Origin of the sequence: Duncaniella muris (genome assembly GCF_003024805.1) — a bacterium.
GTDB lineage: Bacteria > Bacteroidota > Bacteroidia > Bacteroidales > Muribaculaceae > Duncaniella > Duncaniella muris.
In genome coordinates, this window is record NZ_PUEC01000016.1 from 65,441 (window position 1) to 83,130 (window position 17,690).

Consider the following 17,690-nt stretch of genomic DNA (forward strand, 5'->3'; position numbering starts at 1 on the left):
GAAAAAATTAACGAAAATGGCGGTTTTAATGGTGTGATTGAAATATTTTGAGGACGATGAACGGAAATTATGCAGATCATCTTTGATATGTGGGGACAATGGAGTAAATTTGTTGCCGTTCACACTTCTGACATGTTAATCTGCTAAAAAAAATAAGCCAATCCGATTTGCTTTATGAAATTTTTACGGATCATACCGGCCTTAGCTGTGATTCTTTCTTTTGTGTGGCCGGCAGGAGTCTCCGGAGCCGCGCAGAAGGAGGAGCCGGGGTATGTCCGTGAACTGACCGAAGCCGACAGCCTTGCCATAGCCGCTGCCGATTCGATAATGAACAGCATCAGTCTTGACGAGGTTGTGGTGACAGCGCCTCTGAAGGAAATGGAGGTGAGGGGCGATACGACGATCTTCAACGCGGATGCCTACCGTCTGCGTGACGGGGCCTATCTCCAGGAGCTGGTGAGGGTGATCCCAGGAATGGAATATGACAAGGCTTCGGGCCGTCTGACCTATTACGGTACGCTGCTCAACGAGGTGATGGTCAACGGCGAAAAATTTTTCGGGTCAGACGTCGTGGCCGCTCTCGAAAATCTTTCGGTCGAGCTGATCAGCCAGCTTAAGGTATATGACAAGGCTTCTGACCAGGAGGAGTTTACCGGAGTGAGGACAGGGGGCAAGAATCAAGTGCTTGACATACAGACCAAAAGCGCGTTTGACGGAATGCTGATGGCCGGTGCGTCAGTGGCGCTCGGCAATGAGAACCGCTATGAGGGCCGTCTCCACGGAAATTCCTTCCGGATGGGCGGCGACAATTTCTCATTCAATGCCGATACGGGCAACAGCCATATTCTCAGCGGGCGCCGCGGAAACCGTCAGGATTCAATGCATGGTTCCATCAATAAGACGTTCGGCAAGGGAATAGGGGTCTATCTCATGGGCTCGTATAACCACAGCATTAATGACGATGACCGGACCTCGTACAGAGAGAGCTACATGCTCAGTGGCAACCGCTACAGCTATAATGTGGGCGACGACCGTTGGCGCCGCCACGGTTTCAGTCTGAACGGGACTGTCAACTGCAAGATCAATGACAAGACCTACCTCAATCTGCAGGGCTCGGTCAACAACAGCGATTCGAGAAGCTCCGCCGGTCAGCGCACGGCGGTTTTCAATACGAATCCGGAGCTGGACATAGGGGCGCCGTTTGATGGACCGGCCTACGATGCCGTGCCAGTGGCCGACAGGGTGAATGACGACCGATCGTCGTCGGTTTCGAAGAACCGTTCGCGGAACTACAGTGCTTCGCTCGGCATTTCGCGCCGTCTCAACGACGCGGGGAGCACTCTTTCGTTTTCTATAAGTGCCGGATGCGGCCGTTCGCGCAACGAAGCATTCAGCCTTTCGGAAATCAGATATTATCAGCTGCTGACCGCTACCGGAGCAGATTCGGTGCTTTTCAGAAATCAGTATAACCGGACACCGGGCAGCTCGCGGCAGTTCTCGGCCGGATTGTCGTTCAGCCAGACGTTCGGCCAAAAATTTTCACTGAACGCCGGCTACAGTTATGTGATAAACCGTGAGAGCAGCGAGCGTTCCACCTATGATCTCTCTCCTTTCATGGACGCTTTGCCTGACCGGGCTGACACCGTTCTGCCTCTAGGCTATCTGCAGGGCTATGTCGATTCGCTCAGCAATCACAGTTTCAGCCACACCATCGGCCATCAGATCAGCGTTTCGCTGAACTATGGCGATGATCACTGGCGGGTGAACGGGGGGATTAGCGTAACCCCTGAGCGCCGTACTCTCGACCAGAAGACCGGTCTGATAAGCGGCGACACCGTCCGCTCGTCGGTCAGCTTCATGCCTATGCTCAACTTTAGGCTCTATCGCGATAAATTCTCTGTTGATTTTGATTATTCGGGATCTACCGACCAGCCGTCGCTCAGCAGTCTGATGCGCATGACCGACAACAGCAATCCGCTCTATATCACCCACGGCAATCCATCTCTGAAAGCCTCCTACAGGCAGGATTTCCGCCTCTCGGCTCGCCTTCACAAATTTAATCTGGCGGCTGATCTGAGCTATTCGAATGTCTATGACGAACAGACGCAGGCGGTGTTCTATAATCCGGAGACCGGGGTCAGCGAAGTCTGCCCGGTCAATGTCAACGGCAACTGGTCGGCAAGCGCCAATCTGTGGCTGTCACACTCAATTAAGAAATTCCGCCTGCTGTCGCGTATCGGCGGGAGCTACAGCCATCAGGTGGCTCTGCTCAACGAGGGGCAGAGCGTGGAGCCGGAAAAGAGTCTCACCCTGGGGCGTTCGTGCAATTCTCGCATTGACGTGATGTATATGGCTGCCAACATTACGCTGATAGCCGATTTCGGCTGGCGTTTCAGTAATCCGGTCAACCGTCTGCGTGGCAGCCGGAGCTATATGCGCGACTATGATCTGGGCCTGAACGGCAACATCCGTTTCCTGAAACGTTTCGATGTCGGAGGCCGGGTGAGATATACCCTGCGCAACAGTTCGATAGCCGCGTCAGGCAACGATGAGCAGACCATCCTTGACCTGAACTGCAGCTGGTCTTTTCTCAAAAATGAGGCAATGAAGCTGGCGTTTGAGTGGAATGATATTCTCAACCGAAAGAAAAGCATCAGCCGCGGCGCCTCGCCCAACGGGGTCTGTGAATACCGCTCGCACATCATAGGCCGCTACTTCTTGTTTACCCTCAGCTACGACTTCCGCCATACGCGGTAGTTATTTTGCTTTGTCGAGGAGGCTGATGGCTTTGGTGTAGTCGCGGTAGAAGATCACCAGTCTGACGCCGGTTTTAATCTGCGGGGTGTAGATCTCGACTTCGTTTTCAACCATAGCATGGATGCCGTTGGCTTCAAGATATGCTTTGTCGATGTAGGCTTCGGCTGCGGTGGCGTAGGTCCGAAGTCTGACAAGGTCGTCAGGAGCCGGCGGTTTTGAATCGCTGAGGAGAGCATTGAGTTTTTCTTTAAGAGAGGTGAGCAGAGACATTATTCGAAAATTAGGGAAATTAATTTTTTAATATAACGACGGAGACGCATACCTTTATATATCGCAGTAACATGGCGGAGAATAAAATTTACATCATTGTCTCTGATAGCATTATAGATATATTCGTTGTTCTCATCGGCAATCAATCTGACATTATGCCATAGCTTGCAGTCGGCAAGCTGTATGGTCATCCAGGCTTTCAGTTCGTCATCGGTTTCTTTAAGATATTCTTTACGTTGAAGTGCGGTACTCAAGAACACATTTTTCAGTTCAATCGCAGTGGTCCTTACGGCGAACTGATTGCAATGTTTCATGGCGATGGCAGTCTTCTGTAATGATTGTTCTTTGAGGTCTTCCCACAGATAGGGATTGAATCTCGATGTGAGACCGCCGGTCCGGTAGTTGTAGCCCGTATAATCTATTATCGAATAGCAGCTGATATGCGGGAACAGATGAAGATTGAACATCAGATCCTCACCCATGCGGAAGCCTGTAGGGGCAACTCCTGATGACTTGATCAGTTTCACCTTATAGAGCTTCGCCCACATCCCGACATCAAGAATGTTGACTCCGAAGAAGGATATGAAATATTTTTCCATGAGTTCCGGCTGCTTTATAACCTGAGGAGTGACAAAAGTCTTCGACTTTCGGCGTATCATACCCATCACCCGATATGATTGCATCTGAACCACGTCAGCTCCGGTTCGAATCATTTCAGTCACTTGGCGTTCAATAGCTTCAGGTTCTATATAGTCATCAGAGTCGACAAATGTGACCATACCTTCAGGATTTGAGCCGAATACATGGGCCAGCCCTGAGAAGCGAGCTTTGTCCACTCCTTCATTACGGGGTTTGTCGATAAGTAGTATTTTATCCGGAAATTTAAATTTATACTGCTGGCATATTTCTGCCGAATTGTCAGTGGAGCAGTCATTGACCAACACAATCTCTATGTCGATGTATGTTTGCGATAAGATCGAATCCACGCATTTCCCAAGATAGCCTGAAGCATTATAGACAGGTACTATGACTGATACTTTGCCGTTCATTTTTTTAATTCATTAAGAGGTTGTTTAAAACCAAAAGTTAAAATCTGAGTGGTGTATCTTTTAGATAAATTGTTGCAAATGAGGAAGGAGCATAGCGAGCTATGTGACTGAGATGAAGAGCCATATCCACCTCAAAACTTTCGCTCGGATTTTAACTATTGTTTTTAAACGACCTCTAATTCGTTGAATAATTTACACCATTGATTGTAGACATCACTCATGCTGAACCGGCTGACCGTTTGCTTGGCGTTCTGACCCATTTTCAAGAGTAGATCCTCGTTTGATATTAATAAATCACAGGCGTTTATAAAGGCATCGGCATCTAAATCCGGGACTATAAAACCGCACTCTTCAGAAATAATGTCATTGAACACTGCGGAATTGTCAAAAACCACCGGGACACAATTGTTTGCCATTGCCTCCAAAAGAACCATCCCGAATCCTTCTGAGTAGGATGGGAGCACAAAAATACTTGCATCTCTGTAATACTTATAAGGATTAGTATTGCCGGTCAGTGTGATATTGGATAGTTTGTAATGTTTAATCTTGCGTTCTAACAGATGACGGTCTATGCCATCGCCGACAATTATCATCTCCCAATCAGGGTGCTTGGTCATAAGGTGTTTCCATAATCGGGGGAGAAATAATACATTTTTTGGTGATTGTGCAATTCTTCCGCACCACATGATGGTTTTTTTCTTCTTTTGTGTTAGGCTGGAGGTTTCATTCAGAAGGTTATCATCAATGGCATTTGGAATTGCTGCCAATCGTCCAATATCTATCTTGTACCTGGATGATATTGCATTTACATAGTTGTCGCATAGAAAAACAAGTTTGTCAATGCCGTTGGTTTCCCTTATATCTGAGTACCGTTTCCTTAGTTTTAAATTTCTCAGAGGAGTATTGATAATGAAAGCTATGTTTAACAAGCTTTGTTTTGGCTTGTAAATATCAATGGATTCAAACAGGGCTCTGACTGTGTGTTTGGCTATAGGATTTATGTGGCAGCATTGGAGTATTTTGATATTTTCTGATATCATTGGATGTGAAAGAAACGACATCCCATATTGGTCAATCAGTATATTAATGCCATTACGAATAAGAAAGTCATTTGCAAATATGGCTTTTTCACAGTTATTTAATTCCGTAGGTATTGTTGCATCAGCTCCATCTCCGGATGAACATAGGTTATATACCCGAATATTATGTGCCCGAAATGCATTTGTGAGATTGTATGTCACTCTTTCGACTCCACCAATTAATGGATTGGGCAGGTTGTGTGTGTAAAAGCAGACTTTGAGATTTTGCATGGTTTGTTTTCGCTGTTTGTAGTGCTGGCAGGATATGAAAAAAATCAGAGACTTCAGGCTTTGTCCGGTTTGGGCGGAGGTGCCGAAGTCTCTGATTTTAATTATGGCTTATGAGATAGCCTTGATGGAGGTTGAGATCTCCTTAGGCGTTCTTCACTTTGTCAACAATAGCTTTGAAAGCAGCGGGATTGTTGAGGGCGAGGTCGGCGAGAACTTTGCGGTTGATCTCGATGCCGGCCTTGTGGATGAGGCCCATGAGCTTTGAGTAAGAAAGATCTTCAAGACGAGCAGCTGCGTTGATACGCTGGATCCAGAGGGCGCGGAAGTTGCGCTTTTTGTCCTTGCGGTCACGGTAAGCGTAGGTGAGACCCTTTTCCCAGGTGTTCTTGGCTACAGTCCACACGTTGCGGCGGCATCCGAAGTAACCACGGGTGAGTTTCAGGATTTTTTTGCGGCGAGCTCTTGAAGCTACATGATTTACTGATCTTGGCATTTTGAAAAATGAGTTGTGAACGTCAGCGGCACATCATTGCACTTAGATTCATTTTTAGGTGGCTGACCGTTCGGTTTAAAAAATTGAATTAGAAATCACGATTTTAAGATAGTGAAAACTTCCTTACTTGAGAGCGAGGAGTGACTTGACGTTTGAAGAGTCGCAGCTGGCCACGAGTGAGAAGTGGGTCAGATTGCGTTTTTGCTTTTTGGTCTTCTTGGTCAAGATGTGGCTCTTGAAAGCGTGTTTTCTCTTGATCTTTCCTGATCCGGTAAGGGCGAACCTCTTTTTGGCACCGGAGTTAGTCTTAATCTTTGGCATTGGTTGTGATTGTTAAATAATGATTTTAATTCGTATGATGACGGTCGGAACCCCTTGCGGGGACCAGGCCGGTCAACGCGGGGTTGGTTTATTTTTTCTTCGGGCTGAGCATGATGATCATGCGCTTGCCTTCGAGCACAGGCATCTGGTCGACTTTGCCATATTCCTCAAGGTCGTTGGCAAAACGGAGCAGCAGTACTTCGCCTTGTTCCTTGAAGAGAATGGAGCGGCCTTTGAAGAACACATAGGCTTTGACCTTTGCGCCTTCCTGGAGGAAGCCGATGGCGTGTTTGAGCTTGAAGTTGTAGTCATGGTCATCGGTCTGGGGTCCGAAACGGATTTCCTTCACAACGACCTTGGTTGCTTTGGCCTTCTGTTCCTTCTGGCGTTTTTTCTGCTGGTAGAGGAACTTCTGGTAGTCAAGCACGCGGCACACCGGCGGCTGGGCGGTGGGAGAGATCTCAATGAGATCGAGCCCAAGCTCATCGGCGATCTTCAGGGCTTCCTGAATGGGGTAGACGCCGTTTTCTACATTGTCGCCGACGAGACGGATCTCGCGGGCGCGGATGTATTCATTGATGGCGTATGGTTCCTCCTTACGAGCGTTGGGGAGGGGACGGCGCGGGCCGTTGTTGGGGCGCGGAGGGCGCGGAGCGAAAGGTTTTTTCTCCATTCAGGGGGTTTAGTGTCTGTTTTTTACTGTTGATTGATCATTTCATTGACTTCGCGAGCCAATTCGGCTGCAAAGGTAGCAATTTTCATCGAACCTTTATCACCTTCGCCCTGTTTTCTTACAGAAATTTCATCATTTTCAGCTTCTTTTTCGCCTACAATGAGCATATAGGGTATTCTTTTGAGCTCGTTGTCGCGGATTTTTTTGCCGATTTTTTCATTTCTGTCGTCAATCTGGGTGCGGATGTCGAGGGCGTTGAGCTGGTCGGCGACCTTGCGGGCGTAGTCGTTGAACTTCTCGGAGATGGGGAGCACTACGGCCTGTTCGGGGGCGAGCCAGAGGGGGAAGCGGCCGGCGGTGTGTTCGAGCAGCACTGCCACGAAGCGTTCCATCGAGCCGAAGGGGGCGCGGTGGATCATCACCGGACGGTGTTTCTGGTTGTCGGAGCCGGTATATTCGAGCTGGAAGCGTTCGGGCAGGTTGTAGTCAACCTGGATGGTGCCGAGCTGCCATTTGCGGCCGAGGGCGTCCTTGACCATGAAGTCGAGTTTCGGGCCGTAGAAGGCTGCTTCGCCGTATTCCTTACGGGCTTTAAGGCCTTTTTCTTCGCAGGCGTCGATGATGGCCTGTTCGGCGAGGTGCCAGTTTTCGTCGGAGCCGATATATTTTTCCTTGTTGTTGGGGTCGCGGAGCGAGATCTGGGCTTCGAAGTTTTCGAATTTGAGTGCCTTGAAGATGAAGAAGATGATGTCCATCACCTTGAGGAACTCGCCTTTGATCTGGTCAGGGGCGCAGTAGATGTGGGCGTCGTCCTGAGTGAAGCCTCTGACGCGGGTCAGGCCGTGGAGCTCGCCGCTTTGTTCGTAGCGGTAGACGGTGCCGAATTCCGCGAGGCGCAGGGGCAGGTCGCGGTAGCTGCGGGGCAGGGCGCGGAAAATCTCGCAGTGGTGGGGGCAGTTCATCGGTTTGAGCAGGTATTCCTCGCCTTCTTCCGGTGTGTGGATGGGCTGGAAGGAGTCCTTGCCGTATTTTGCGTAGTGGCCTGAGGTGACATAGAGGTTCTTGTTGCCGATATGCGGGGTGATCACCTGCTGGTAGCCGTATTGCTTCTGGATCTTGCGCAGGAACTGTTCGAGGCGGTCGCGCAGGGCGGTTCCTTTGGGGAGCCAGAGGGGCAGGCCGGCGCCTACGTTCTGGGAGAATGCGAAGAGTTCCATCTCTTTGCCGAGTTTGCGGTGGTCGCGTTTCTTGGCTTCTTCGAGGAGCACGAGATATTCGTCGAGCATTTTCTTCTTGGGGAAGGTGATGCCGTAGACTCTGACGAGCTGGTTGCGCTTTTCATCGCCGCGCCAGTAGGCTCCGGCGAGTGAGGTGACTTTCACGGCCTTGATTGGTGCGGTGGTGGCGATGTGCGGACCGCGGCAGAGGTCGGTGAACGATCCCTGGGTGTAGGTGGTGATGTGGCCGTCCTCAAGTTCGCTGATGAGCTCGCATTTGTATTCCTCGCCGCGGTCACCGAAGAGTTTTAGCGCGTCGGCTTTCGAGATGTCGGCGCGGACAATCGGGTTTTTCTGCTGGGCGAGTTCGAGCATCCGCTTTTCGATGCGGGGGAAGTCAGCTGATGTTATGGTGTTTTCGCCTGGATCAATGTCGTAGTAGAATCCGTTTTCGATAGCCGGGCCGATGCCGAATTTCACTCCGGGGAACAAATCCTGGAGGGCTTCGGCGAGCAGGTGGGCCGATGAGTGCCAGAAGGCGTGCTTGCCTTCGGGGTCATCCCATTTGAAGAGGCGGATTGAGGCGTCTTCGTTGACAGGGCGGGTGATGTCCCACTCCTTGTCGTTGACAGATGCCGCGAGGATGTCGCGGGCGAGCTGAGGGGAGAGTGACTCGGCAATCTGCAGAGGGGTCACTCCGCTCTCAAACTGCTTTACGCTCCCGTCGGGGAATGTGATGTTGATGTTTGCCATTATTAATTAATGTGGAGGGTTAGAGAGCCATACGGACGACTCCTGTAAATTCAAGTCGCAAAGATAGGAAATATTTCTCAATTTTACTAATTTTGTACTCGCTATGAGAAAGATTGACAATGCTACAGTGCAGAGGATTCTTGACGCGGCCGACATTGTGGAGGTTGTGAGTGACTTCGTCGCGCTTAAGCGTCGGGGAGCCAACTATGTAGGTCTTTGTCCTTTCCATAACGACCGTTCGCCGTCGTTCTATGTCTCCAAGGCCAAGGGTATGTGTAAGTGTTTCAGCTGCGGCGAGGGCGGCAGTCCGGTGAGCTTCATCATGAAGCTGGAGCAGCTGTCGTTTACCGAGGCTCTGCGCTATCTCGCCAAGAAATACAATATCGAGATCGAGGAGCGCGAGATGACCGACGAGGAGCAACAGGCGGAGACCGATCGCGAGAATATGCTGGCGGTCAATGATTTCGCCATGCGCTATTTCGAGAAGAATCTGAAAGAGACGCAGGAGGGGCGCGATATTGGCCTGTCATATTTCCGCTATCGCGGCATCAGCGACGCTATGGTGGAGCGTTTCCATCTCGGCTATGCCGTGGAGGGGCGCGACGCGCTTTTTGCCACGGCGCTTGAGCGTGGCTACAGCGAGAAATATCTGCTTTCCACCGGCCTGTGTTCGCGCACTGATGACGGCCGTGTGTTTGACCGCTTCCGCGGACGTGTCATCTATCCGATTCTTTCGCTGTCAGGCAAGGTGGTCGCTTTCGGAGGCCGTACTCTCAGCAAGGAGAAGAAGATAGCCAAATATGTCAACTCTCCCGAATCTGACATCTACCTCAAGCGCCGAGAGCTCTACGGGCTCTATCAGGCCAAGCAGGCTATAGCCAAGGCTCAGAAGTGCATACTTGTGGAGGGCTATATGGATGTCATCTCCATGCACCAGGCAGGGGTGTGCAATGTGGTGGCTTCTTCGGGTACCGCGCTTACCGTAGAGCAGGTGCGTCTGATAAAACGGTTCACTTCTAACGTCACTCTGATTTATGACAGTGATGCGGCGGGCATAAAGGCCTCGCTGCGAGGCATCGAGCTTCTGCTTCAGGACGGCATGGATATAAAAGTGCTCCTTCTCCCTGAGGGGGATGACCCTGACTCCTTTGCGCAGAGCCACAGCTCAACGGAGGTGGAGGAGTATATCAAGGCTCACGAGACAGACTTTATCAGTTTCATGGCCCGGATTCTGATGGGAGAGGCGGCTGACGATCCGGCCCGGCGCGCACAGGTGATCACGCGGATTGTCAAGACCATAGCTCTGATCCCCGATGAGATTACCCGGCGCGTATATGTGCAGGAGTGCTCGCGTCTGCTTTTCATGGACGAGGATGTGTTGCGGCGTGAGGTCGGCAAGTATTATAATGAATACAGGCTTAAGTCGCGTGAAGACCGCGAGCGCCGGCAGGCATTTGCGGATTATGCCGATGAGCCGGGTCCCGGTCCGGCGTCGGCAGAGGAGCAGACGGCCGCCGGAGAGGCAGGTCAGCAGCCTCAGGTTCAGGTTTCGGCGCAGGGGAAACATGCCAAGTTTCTGCGCACCTATGAGCTGGCTATAGTCCGCCTGGTGGCCAAGTATGGCAACTATGCTTTTGCCGAGGGCATCGACGAGGACGGCAATAATCAGCCTATGACGGTGCTCGAATATATCGAGGCCGATCTTGCTGCCGATGAAATCCGCTTCGAGAACAGTGACATTGCCCATTTTCTGGATATGGCCATTGTGCTTAGCCGGGCCACGTGGAATGAGGATATCGAGCACTGCCGGGTGCAGCTTGAAGAGCGCCGGCGCAGCGAATTCGCTGCGGGAGTGGAAGAGATCAGGCAGAAAGCCACTGACGTAGGTAGTATTTCTGCGATGGAACGCTCTCTGCAGGAGACTGTCGACGCTGACTATGCCCGCAGGCTCGATGAGTTTGCCGCCACCTATCTCGGACGGCTGATGTGCTCTTCGCCTGATGATGTGGTGCGTGAGATGGCCTCCGATCTTGTTGTGGAGCGCCATATACTGAGCAAGATGCACACAAAGTATGCCAAGGTTGACACGGAGCAGGATTTGCTGGGCGAACTTGTGCCGCGTGCGCTCCATGAACTGAAAGATGCCATCCTGTGGACCCGACTTCAGGATGTCAGGTCGCTTTTGGCTGCCTGTGGAGGCGATTATGACCGTTCTATCGAGCTGATGAAAGAGATGAAAGAGATCGAGAACTCCCGCTCGGAACTTGCAAAGCTGATAGGCGACCGTGTCATCGTGCCGCGAAAATAGGGTCACGGCGTGGCAAGGCTGCAGATTCGATAAAATATCCGGAGGGTGTTTCATGACGTTTGTCGTGAAGCACCCTCCGGATTAAGGAGTAGAATAAATAAGGAGGATGAGCCTCACGGCCTCTCCCCCTTGTCTAATCTACAATCTTGTAACACACATATATTTATTGAACAGAGAATCCAGTGTCAAAAAAATGATTGCCGGAGTCGTAGAACCTTAAAATATGGCTCCAGATTGTAAATAAATGTGGGTTTACGATTTTTAGTTTAGTAGCTAATATAGTGTAACAAAAAGGATCTGTTTTATTGATGTCGCAAAAATAAAAAACAGAAAGTAAAAATGCAAGCCGCAGGCTAAAAAAAATTCTATGTCAGTGTGTCGATATTTCGGTTTGATCTTCAAAAAATGCTGACAGATAGATTTGTTATGTTTTTTTTACGTTATCCGGACGGTGGTTAACGAAAATGTTGTTAACTTTGCAACTTGTAAAAGTGTCAGGATGAACAATCCGGCTTTTGATTACAAAATGCTAATAATGTGCGTCTTTTTTCGCAGGCGCCGTATGCTCACATTTATGAATAAAAGATTTCCATTATACTCCCTGTTGGCTCTGATGCTGACAGCCATCGTGGCCGGATGTAACAAAGATGACTCCAGCACATTTGTGTCAGAAGGCGATTTCGGCAATTGCTCGGTCACCTCTTTCAGCATCAAGAAGAATGACAAGGTGCTGACCGGACTTGATTCGGTCTTCTTCTCGATAGACCTGGTCGATGCCCGCATCTTCAATGCCGACTCTCTGCCCAAAGGTACTGATGTGAGCAAACTTGTGCTCAATATCGGAACTTCTTCGGCCAGTGCCTGCGAGCTGACCTACCGCAAGCTCGGAACTCCGAGAGATACCACCATCAGCTATATCGACAGCCCCGGCGACAGCATCAACTTCTCTGACGGACCGGTGAAACTCTCTGTGACTTCCTATAACGGACAGAACAAGAGAGAATACACCATAGATATCAATGTCCACAAAGTGGAGACCGACACTCTCTTCTGGGCAGAGGGCGCCAAGACCGTGCTGCCTTCGGCAATAAGCCCGTCAGCACAGAAGACCGTGGAATTCGCCGGAAAGGTCTACTGCCTGACAGCCGACGGATCATCGGCAAGTGTGGCTGTGTCGGAAAATCCCTATTATGACAACCGCTGGACTGTCTCGGCCGCTGCGCTTCCGGTGAGCGCCGATATAGAATCATTCACCGCCAGTGACGCGGCGCTCTACATACTTGACGCGACCGGAAACCTCTTCACTTCGACCGATGCCGTCAGCTGGAGCCAGACAGGTGGACGAATGACATATATCTACGGCGGATACACCGACCGTATCCTCGGCGCGCGCAACGATGCCGACGGATGGAAGCACGTGACTTATCCCGCCTCCACAGAAGCCGCAGTTCCTGCCGGATGTCCCGTGAGCGGTACGAGCCAGATGATAACCTACGAGACCAAATGGAGCTCCGAACCGCTTGCCCTCTTCGTGGGCGGACGTGATGCCTCAGGCATGATCACCGGTGCCGCATGGGGCTATGACGGAACTTCATGGGCAAAACTCAGCAACCGTGACATTGACGAGCGCGAGGAAATGACACTCTTCCCCTATTTTACTCCGAGAGTCAACACTTCGACATGGCGCGTGACCGAACGCTCCGCCCTCATCGCTATGGGCGGCCGTTACGAGTCGGCTGAAGGCGAGGTCGTCTCAAAGATGGTCTATGTGTCATATGACCAAGGCATCACGTGGAACGAGGCCGACAGCTATCTTCAGCTCCCCGACTATATACCCGCCTTCTCATCGGCCCAGGCCATCGTTGTCAAAGACGAGATGTCGGCATCCACAGCCCGCTCGGCTTCCGGCTGGCATAATGCCGGAGGAACCCGCCTCCCGGCCTTTGCCACTCCTGTGCCCTTTGCTGTGAGCCGTGTGTCGGTCCCTGTCACCGAATGGGAATGCCCCTACATCTACCTCTTCGGAGGTGTTGATGCCGATGGCAATCTCCATGACAGCCTTTGGCGCGGTGTGATCCGCCGCTTCACATTCCGCCCCTTATATTAATAATGTGGTGGCATGCGGTCTCTCCTTCTTATTCTGACCCTAATCGCCGGCCTGTCTCTCCCCGGCAGAACAGCAGCTCAGGCGCAAGCGAGCGTCGAGAAATATAAATTTGACATAGGAGCCGGTCTCGGCATGTCGGGCTATCTTGGCGATGCCAATGAAAGTAATCTCTTTGCCAATCCCGGCGTAGGCCTCAACGCCTCGTTCCGTTATCTGATCAACAGCCGCTGGGCGCTGAGAGGACTTCTGACAGCGGCCTCGCTGAGCGGATCGACGGCCGATATGGACAACGTGCTGCCTGAAGGCAAGGTCTATGACTTCAAGTCGTGGATCTACGATCTCGGTGCCCGCGCCGAATTCAACTTCTTCAACTACGGCATAGGAGAATCCTACAAACAGTTGAGCCGCATCTCGCCTTATCTTTCGCTCGGACTCGGAGTGGCCATGTCGCGCAGCGGCGATGACAGTTTTGTGGCCATGACCCTCCCGATGGGATTCGGCGTGAAATTCAAACTGCGTCCGCGGGTCAACCTCGGACTGGAGTTCTGCATGACAAAAGTGTTTGGCGACAATGCCGACAGCCGCGAGCTCAAAGATCTCTACCAGATCAAAAGCTCGTTCATCAAGAACACCGACTGGTATTCGACCCTGATGTTCTCCGTGAGCTATGAATTCGGCGAGCGTTGTGTCACCTGTCACCGCATCGACTGACGGCAGCTCCTGTGTGAAAAACTAATTTTATAAACGATAAATCAGGCTCTGGGCCATGTGTCGCAGAACCACACAATATAAAATATGACAGAAGAAATAGACAAGAGCAGCCTTCCTCGCCACGTAGCCATCATAATGGACGGCAACGGGCGCTGGGCCAAAGCGCGCGGTCTCGACCGAAGCGAAGGCCATGTAGAGGGAGTCAACACGGTGAGACGCATCACCGAAGTTGCCTCTGAACTCGGCATAGGCTATCTCACTCTCTATACATTCTCCACTGAAAACTGGAACCGGCCCAAGGCGGAAGTCGATGCCCTGATGCACCTGATCGTGATTGCCATCGAGCGCGAGACCCCTGATCTGATCAAGAACAACGTGCGCCTTAACATGATCGGCGACACCTCCCGTATGCCGCGCGAGGCTTACGAGCGCCTGCAGCAGTGCATCGCCGACACTTCGCACTGCACCGGTCTTACGCTCACACTCGCCATCAGCTACTCTGCGCGCTGGGAGATCATCCGGGCCTGCCGCCGCTTTGCCGAAGACGTGGCAGTCGGAAAAGCAGCCGCAACCGACATGGACTCAGACCAAGCCTTCGACGCCTATCTCTCTACAGCCGGAATGCCCGACCCTGATCTGCTCATACGCACCGGAGGTGACCATCGGGTCAGCAACTTCCTGCTGTGGCAGATCGCCTACTCGGAAATATATGTGACCGACACGTTCTGGCCCGACTTCTCACGCGAGGACTTCATCCGGGCCCTGTATGACTTCGGAGGCCGTGAACGCCGTTTCGGCCTGACATCCGAACAAATAAAATAAAGAAACATCCCTCCACCCCACACACATCACAGACGTTGTTTTTCATCATGCGTTTTAGATTTATCACATTCCTTCTCTTCCTTTCAGCACTGACTGCCAACGTATGCGCCCAGGCGCCTGCGGATACGGTCTATAACCCCGACATCCTTTTCACCGGCCTGCCGAAAACCTACGAGATCGCAGACATCCAGGTCAAGGGTGCCGACAATTATGAAGACTATATCGTCATTGGCTACACCGGGCTCAAAGTCGGAGATCTCATCACCATTCCAAGTGCTGAAATCACCGATGCCTCCAAGCGTCTCTGGCGTCAGGGCCTTTTCTCGAAAGTGCAGATAGCGGTCGACAAAGTGGTCGGAAACAAAGCTTATCTGACACTCAACCTGCGTCAGCAGCCGAGAATCTCCGAAATCAACTACCACGGGGTGAAAAAAGGTGAGAAGCAGGACCTCGAAGAAGCCCTCCAGCTCATGAAAGGCAACCAAATCACGCAGAACATCGTCAACCGCGCCGAAAGCATCATCAAGAAATACTACTCAAACAAGGGTTTCGGCAACGCGGTAGTGAAGATAAACCTCACCGACGACCTCTCGCACCCCAATGAAGTGATCGTCGACATTAACATCAACAAGAACGACAAAGTCAAAGTCCACAAGATCTATATCGACGGCAACAACGTGCTCTCTGACCGCCAGCTTCAGCGAGTGATGAAGAAGACCAACGAGAAAGGCAAGCTCCTCAACCTTTTCCGTCAGAAAAAATTCGTGGAGACAGACTATAAGGACGACCTCAACCGCATCATTCAGAAATACAACGAAAAAGGCTACCGCGACGCCGTCATTCTCTCCGACTCCGTGGTCCCCTATGACGAAAAGACAGTCGACGTATATATCAACCTCGATGAAGGCAAGCGATACTTCGTCAACGATGTGACCTGGGTGGGCAACACCGTCTATCCCACCGAAAATCTTGCGGCGCTCCTTGGCATAGAGAAAGGTGACGTCTACAATCAGACACTCCTGAAAAAGCGCACCACCGATGATGACGACGCCATAGCCAGTGCCTACATGGACAACGGTTATCTCTTTTTTGACATAGTGCCGGTGGAAAAGAACGTGCGCGGCGATTCCATCGACCTCGAAATGCGCATTGTAGAAGGCCCGCAGGCCCGAATCAACAACGTAATCATCAACGGTAACGACCGCCTCTATGAAAAGGTGATCCGCCGTGAGCTCCGTGTCAAGCCGGGCGAACTCTTCAGCAAGAGCGACCTTATGCGTTCGGCTCGTGAAATCGCCCAGACCGGCCACTTCAACCCTGAAAACATGGATATCCGCCCTGAACCCAATCAGGAAAACGGAACGGTCGACATCCTTTTCAATCTCGAATCGAAATCCAACGACCAGTTTGAATTCTCGATGGGCTGGGGCCAGACAGGTATTATCGGCAAGGTGGCCATCAAGTTCACCAATTTCTCGATCAAGAACCTCTTTTATCCCAACAGCTACAAAGGCCTCGTGCCGCAGGGCGACGGACAGCAGCTCACCATCTCCGCTCAGACCAACGCCCGCTACTACCAGGCCTACAGCATCTCATTCCTCGACCCCTGGTTCGGCGGCAAGCGCCCCAACTCGCTCTCGGTTTCGGCATGGTACAGCCGTCAGACCGGTGTTAACTCCTCGTACTACAACCGCAACTACATGAACAACTACCTCTACAGCTACAGCGGTCTGTACAACACCGGCTACGGTTATGACAACAACTACTCTTACGAAAACGCCTACGACCCCAACAAATTCCTCCAGATGATCGGCGTCTCCGTAGGCTTCGGCAAGCGTCTCAACTGGCCTGATGACTACTTCACATTCCAGGCTGAACTTGGTTACAGCTGGTATTACCTCAAGAACTGGGAATACCTTTATTATATGCAGAACGGTACGTCAAACGCACTCACCATCGGCCTGACCCTCGCCCGAAACTCGATTGACAATCCGCTCTACACCCGTTCGGGCTCCAACTTCTCTCTCAACCTGCAGCTGACACCTCCCGTCTCGCTCTTCGGCAACAAAAACTGGAAGAAACTCTCTGAAGAGAACACCACAGCTGCAAAGAAAGAACTCTACCGCTGGATCGAATACTGGAAGCTCCGCTTCAAGGCCCGCACCTACACTCCGATCAACGACGTCGAGAGCAAATACACTCTCGTGCTCATGACCAGAGCCGACATCGGTCTGCTCGGCAGCTACAACAAATATCTGAAATCGCCCTTCGAGACATTCTACGTCGGCGGTGACGGCATGTCAGGCTCCTACACCTACGCCCAGGAGACCATCGCGCTCCGCGGCTACGACAACGGTCAGCTCACCCCCTATCAGCTCGGCGGCGGTTATGCCTACACACGCTTCGGCATGGAACTCCACTTCCCCTTCATGCTGCAGCCCACCACCACCATCTACGGTCTGACATTCATCGAAGGCGGCAACGCATGGACATCAGTCAAAAACTTCTCGCCCTTCGAACTCAAGCGAAGCGCCGGAGTCGGTGTCCGCATCTACCTCCCGATGATCGGCATGATGGGTATCGACTGGGCCTACGGTTTCGACAAGGTCTACGGAACCAAGGGCGGATCGCACTTCCACTTCATCCTCGGACAGGAATTCTAAACACATTGAAAAAACAGTCAGGCGGTCTATCCGGCATCGGGTTTTCCGCCTGATTAAAAATTTGTTTAAACTTTTCAACCGCTGGAGTGTCATATATAGTATGAACCCTAACGAACTATATTAAAAACCAAATAAAATGAGGCAAAAATTACATCCACCTTAGATTATTTGAGAATGGTCTTGCCGCAGTCCGCTCTTGGGGGCGGTTTAGGCCGCCCCCGCCGCTCGGGCATCCC

The 17,690-nt window shown here is 51.5% G+C and carries 13 protein-coding genes; 6 read left to right on the top strand and 7 right to left on the bottom strand.

What is annotated here, in order from left to right; genetic code table 11:
• The first annotated feature begins 174 nt into the window (after nucleotides 1-174).
• Nucleotides 175-2,757: an outer membrane beta-barrel protein gene (locus C5O23_RS08030; RefSeq protein WP_107032427.1), complete on the top strand. Its 2,583-nt coding sequence runs from the start codon at nucleotides 175-177 to the stop codon at nucleotides 2,755-2,757.
• Here the strand turns inward: C5O23_RS08030 and C5O23_RS08035 are convergent, their stop codons facing one another.
• The 7 genes from C5O23_RS08035 to thrS form a co-directional block, all read right to left on the bottom strand.
• Nucleotides 2,758-3,027, bottom strand: coding sequence for a hypothetical protein (locus C5O23_RS08035; protein ID WP_107032428.1), 270 nt, complete (start codon nucleotides 3,025-3,027; stop codon nucleotides 2,758-2,760).
• Complete coding sequence (locus C5O23_RS08040) at nucleotides 3,027-4,076, bottom strand: glycosyltransferase family 2 protein (RefSeq protein WP_107032429.1); 1,050 nt, start codon at nucleotides 4,074-4,076, stop codon at nucleotides 3,027-3,029. Before C5O23_RS08040 ends, C5O23_RS08035 begins: the two co-directional genes overlap by 1 nt.
• 164 nt (nucleotides 4,077-4,240) lie before the next feature.
• The gene (locus C5O23_RS08045) at nucleotides 4,241-5,386 is read right to left on the bottom strand and encodes a glycosyltransferase (RefSeq protein ID WP_107032430.1); all 1,146 of its coding nucleotides are present in this window, start codon (nucleotides 5,384-5,386) and stop codon (nucleotides 4,241-4,243) included.
• Nucleotides 5,387-5,528: 142 nt separating this feature from the next.
• Nucleotides 5,529-5,879: a 50S ribosomal protein L20 gene (gene rplT / locus C5O23_RS08050; RefSeq protein ID WP_107032431.1), complete on the bottom strand. Its 351-nt coding sequence runs from the start codon at nucleotides 5,877-5,879 to the stop codon at nucleotides 5,529-5,531.
• 123 nt (nucleotides 5,880-6,002) lie between these two features.
• Entirely contained in the window at nucleotides 6,003-6,200 is a 198-nt protein-coding gene (rpmI, locus tag C5O23_RS08055; RefSeq protein WP_107032432.1) for a 50S ribosomal protein L35, read from the bottom strand.
• 88 nt (nucleotides 6,201-6,288) lie between these two features.
• Nucleotides 6,289-6,780, bottom strand: a complete 492-nt coding sequence (gene infC / locus C5O23_RS08060; RefSeq protein ID WP_369699868.1) for a translation initiation factor IF-3 — start codon at nucleotides 6,778-6,780, stop codon at nucleotides 6,289-6,291.
• Nucleotides 6,781-6,896: 116 nt separating this feature from the next.
• Nucleotides 6,897-8,843 (bottom strand): threonine--tRNA ligase, encoded by a 1,947-nt coding sequence (thrS, locus tag C5O23_RS08065; protein WP_107032434.1) that lies wholly within the window; start codon nucleotides 8,841-8,843, stop codon nucleotides 6,897-6,899.
• A gap of 103 nt (nucleotides 8,844-8,946) precedes the next feature.
• Between thrS and dnaG the strand changes: the two genes are divergently transcribed.
• From dnaG to C5O23_RS08090, 5 genes are all read left to right on the top strand, one after another.
• A complete protein-coding gene (gene dnaG, locus C5O23_RS08070) occupies nucleotides 8,947-11,151 on the top strand; it encodes a DNA primase (protein WP_107032435.1) in 2,205 nt (734 codons plus the stop codon).
• Nucleotides 11,152-11,725: 574 nt separating this feature from the next.
• Entirely contained in the window at nucleotides 11,726-13,258 is a 1,533-nt protein-coding gene (locus C5O23_RS08075) for a DUF6242 domain-containing protein (RefSeq protein WP_133166526.1), read from the top strand.
• A gap of 12 nt (nucleotides 13,259-13,270) precedes the next feature.
• On the top strand, nucleotides 13,271-13,969 hold the full coding sequence (gene porG / locus C5O23_RS08080) for a type IX secretion system protein PorG (protein ID WP_107032437.1): 699 nt from the start codon (nucleotides 13,271-13,273) through the stop codon (nucleotides 13,967-13,969).
• An 84-nt stretch (nucleotides 13,970-14,053) separates the two neighbouring features.
• Nucleotides 14,054-14,791 carry an isoprenyl transferase gene (locus C5O23_RS08085; RefSeq protein WP_107032438.1) on the top strand — a complete coding sequence of 246 codons (738 nt, stop codon included), beginning with the start codon at nucleotides 14,054-14,056 and terminating at the stop codon, nucleotides 14,789-14,791.
• A gap of 35 nt (nucleotides 14,792-14,826) precedes the next feature.
• A complete protein-coding gene (locus C5O23_RS08090; RefSeq protein WP_410520469.1) occupies nucleotides 14,827-17,454 on the top strand; it encodes a BamA/OMP85 family outer membrane protein in 2,628 nt (875 codons plus the stop codon).
• The last annotated feature ends 236 nt before the right edge of the window (nucleotides 17,455-17,690 follow it).

Coding starts and splice junctions, on each gene's coding strand:
- C5O23_RS08030 (WP_107032427.1), top strand. CDS start 175: ATGAAATTTTTACGGATCATACCGGCCTTAGCTGTGATTCTTTCTTTT.
- C5O23_RS08035 (WP_107032428.1), bottom strand. CDS start 3,027: ATGTCTCTGCTCACCTCTCTTAAAGAAAAACTCAATGCTCTCCTCAGC.
- C5O23_RS08040 (WP_107032429.1), bottom strand. CDS start 4,076: ATGAACGGCAAAGTATCAGTCATAGTACCTGTCTATAATGCTTCAGGC.
- C5O23_RS08045 (WP_107032430.1), bottom strand. CDS start 5,386: ATGCAAAATCTCAAAGTCTGCTTTTACACACACAACCTGCCCAATCCA.
- rplT (WP_107032431.1), bottom strand. CDS start 5,879: ATGCCAAGATCAGTAAATCATGTAGCTTCAAGAGCTCGCCGCAAAAAA.
- rpmI (WP_107032432.1), bottom strand. CDS start 6,200: ATGCCAAAGATTAAGACTAACTCCGGTGCCAAAAAGAGGTTCGCCCTT.
- thrS (WP_107032434.1), bottom strand. CDS start 8,843: ATGGCAAACATCAACATCACATTCCCCGACGGGAGCGTAAAGCAGTTT.
- dnaG (WP_107032435.1), top strand. CDS start 8,947: ATGAGAAAGATTGACAATGCTACAGTGCAGAGGATTCTTGACGCGGCC.
- C5O23_RS08075 (WP_133166526.1), top strand. CDS start 11,726: ATGAATAAAAGATTTCCATTATACTCCCTGTTGGCTCTGATGCTGACA.
- porG (WP_107032437.1), top strand. CDS start 13,271: ATGCGGTCTCTCCTTCTTATTCTGACCCTAATCGCCGGCCTGTCTCTC.
- C5O23_RS08085 (WP_107032438.1), top strand. CDS start 14,054: ATGACAGAAGAAATAGACAAGAGCAGCCTTCCTCGCCACGTAGCCATC.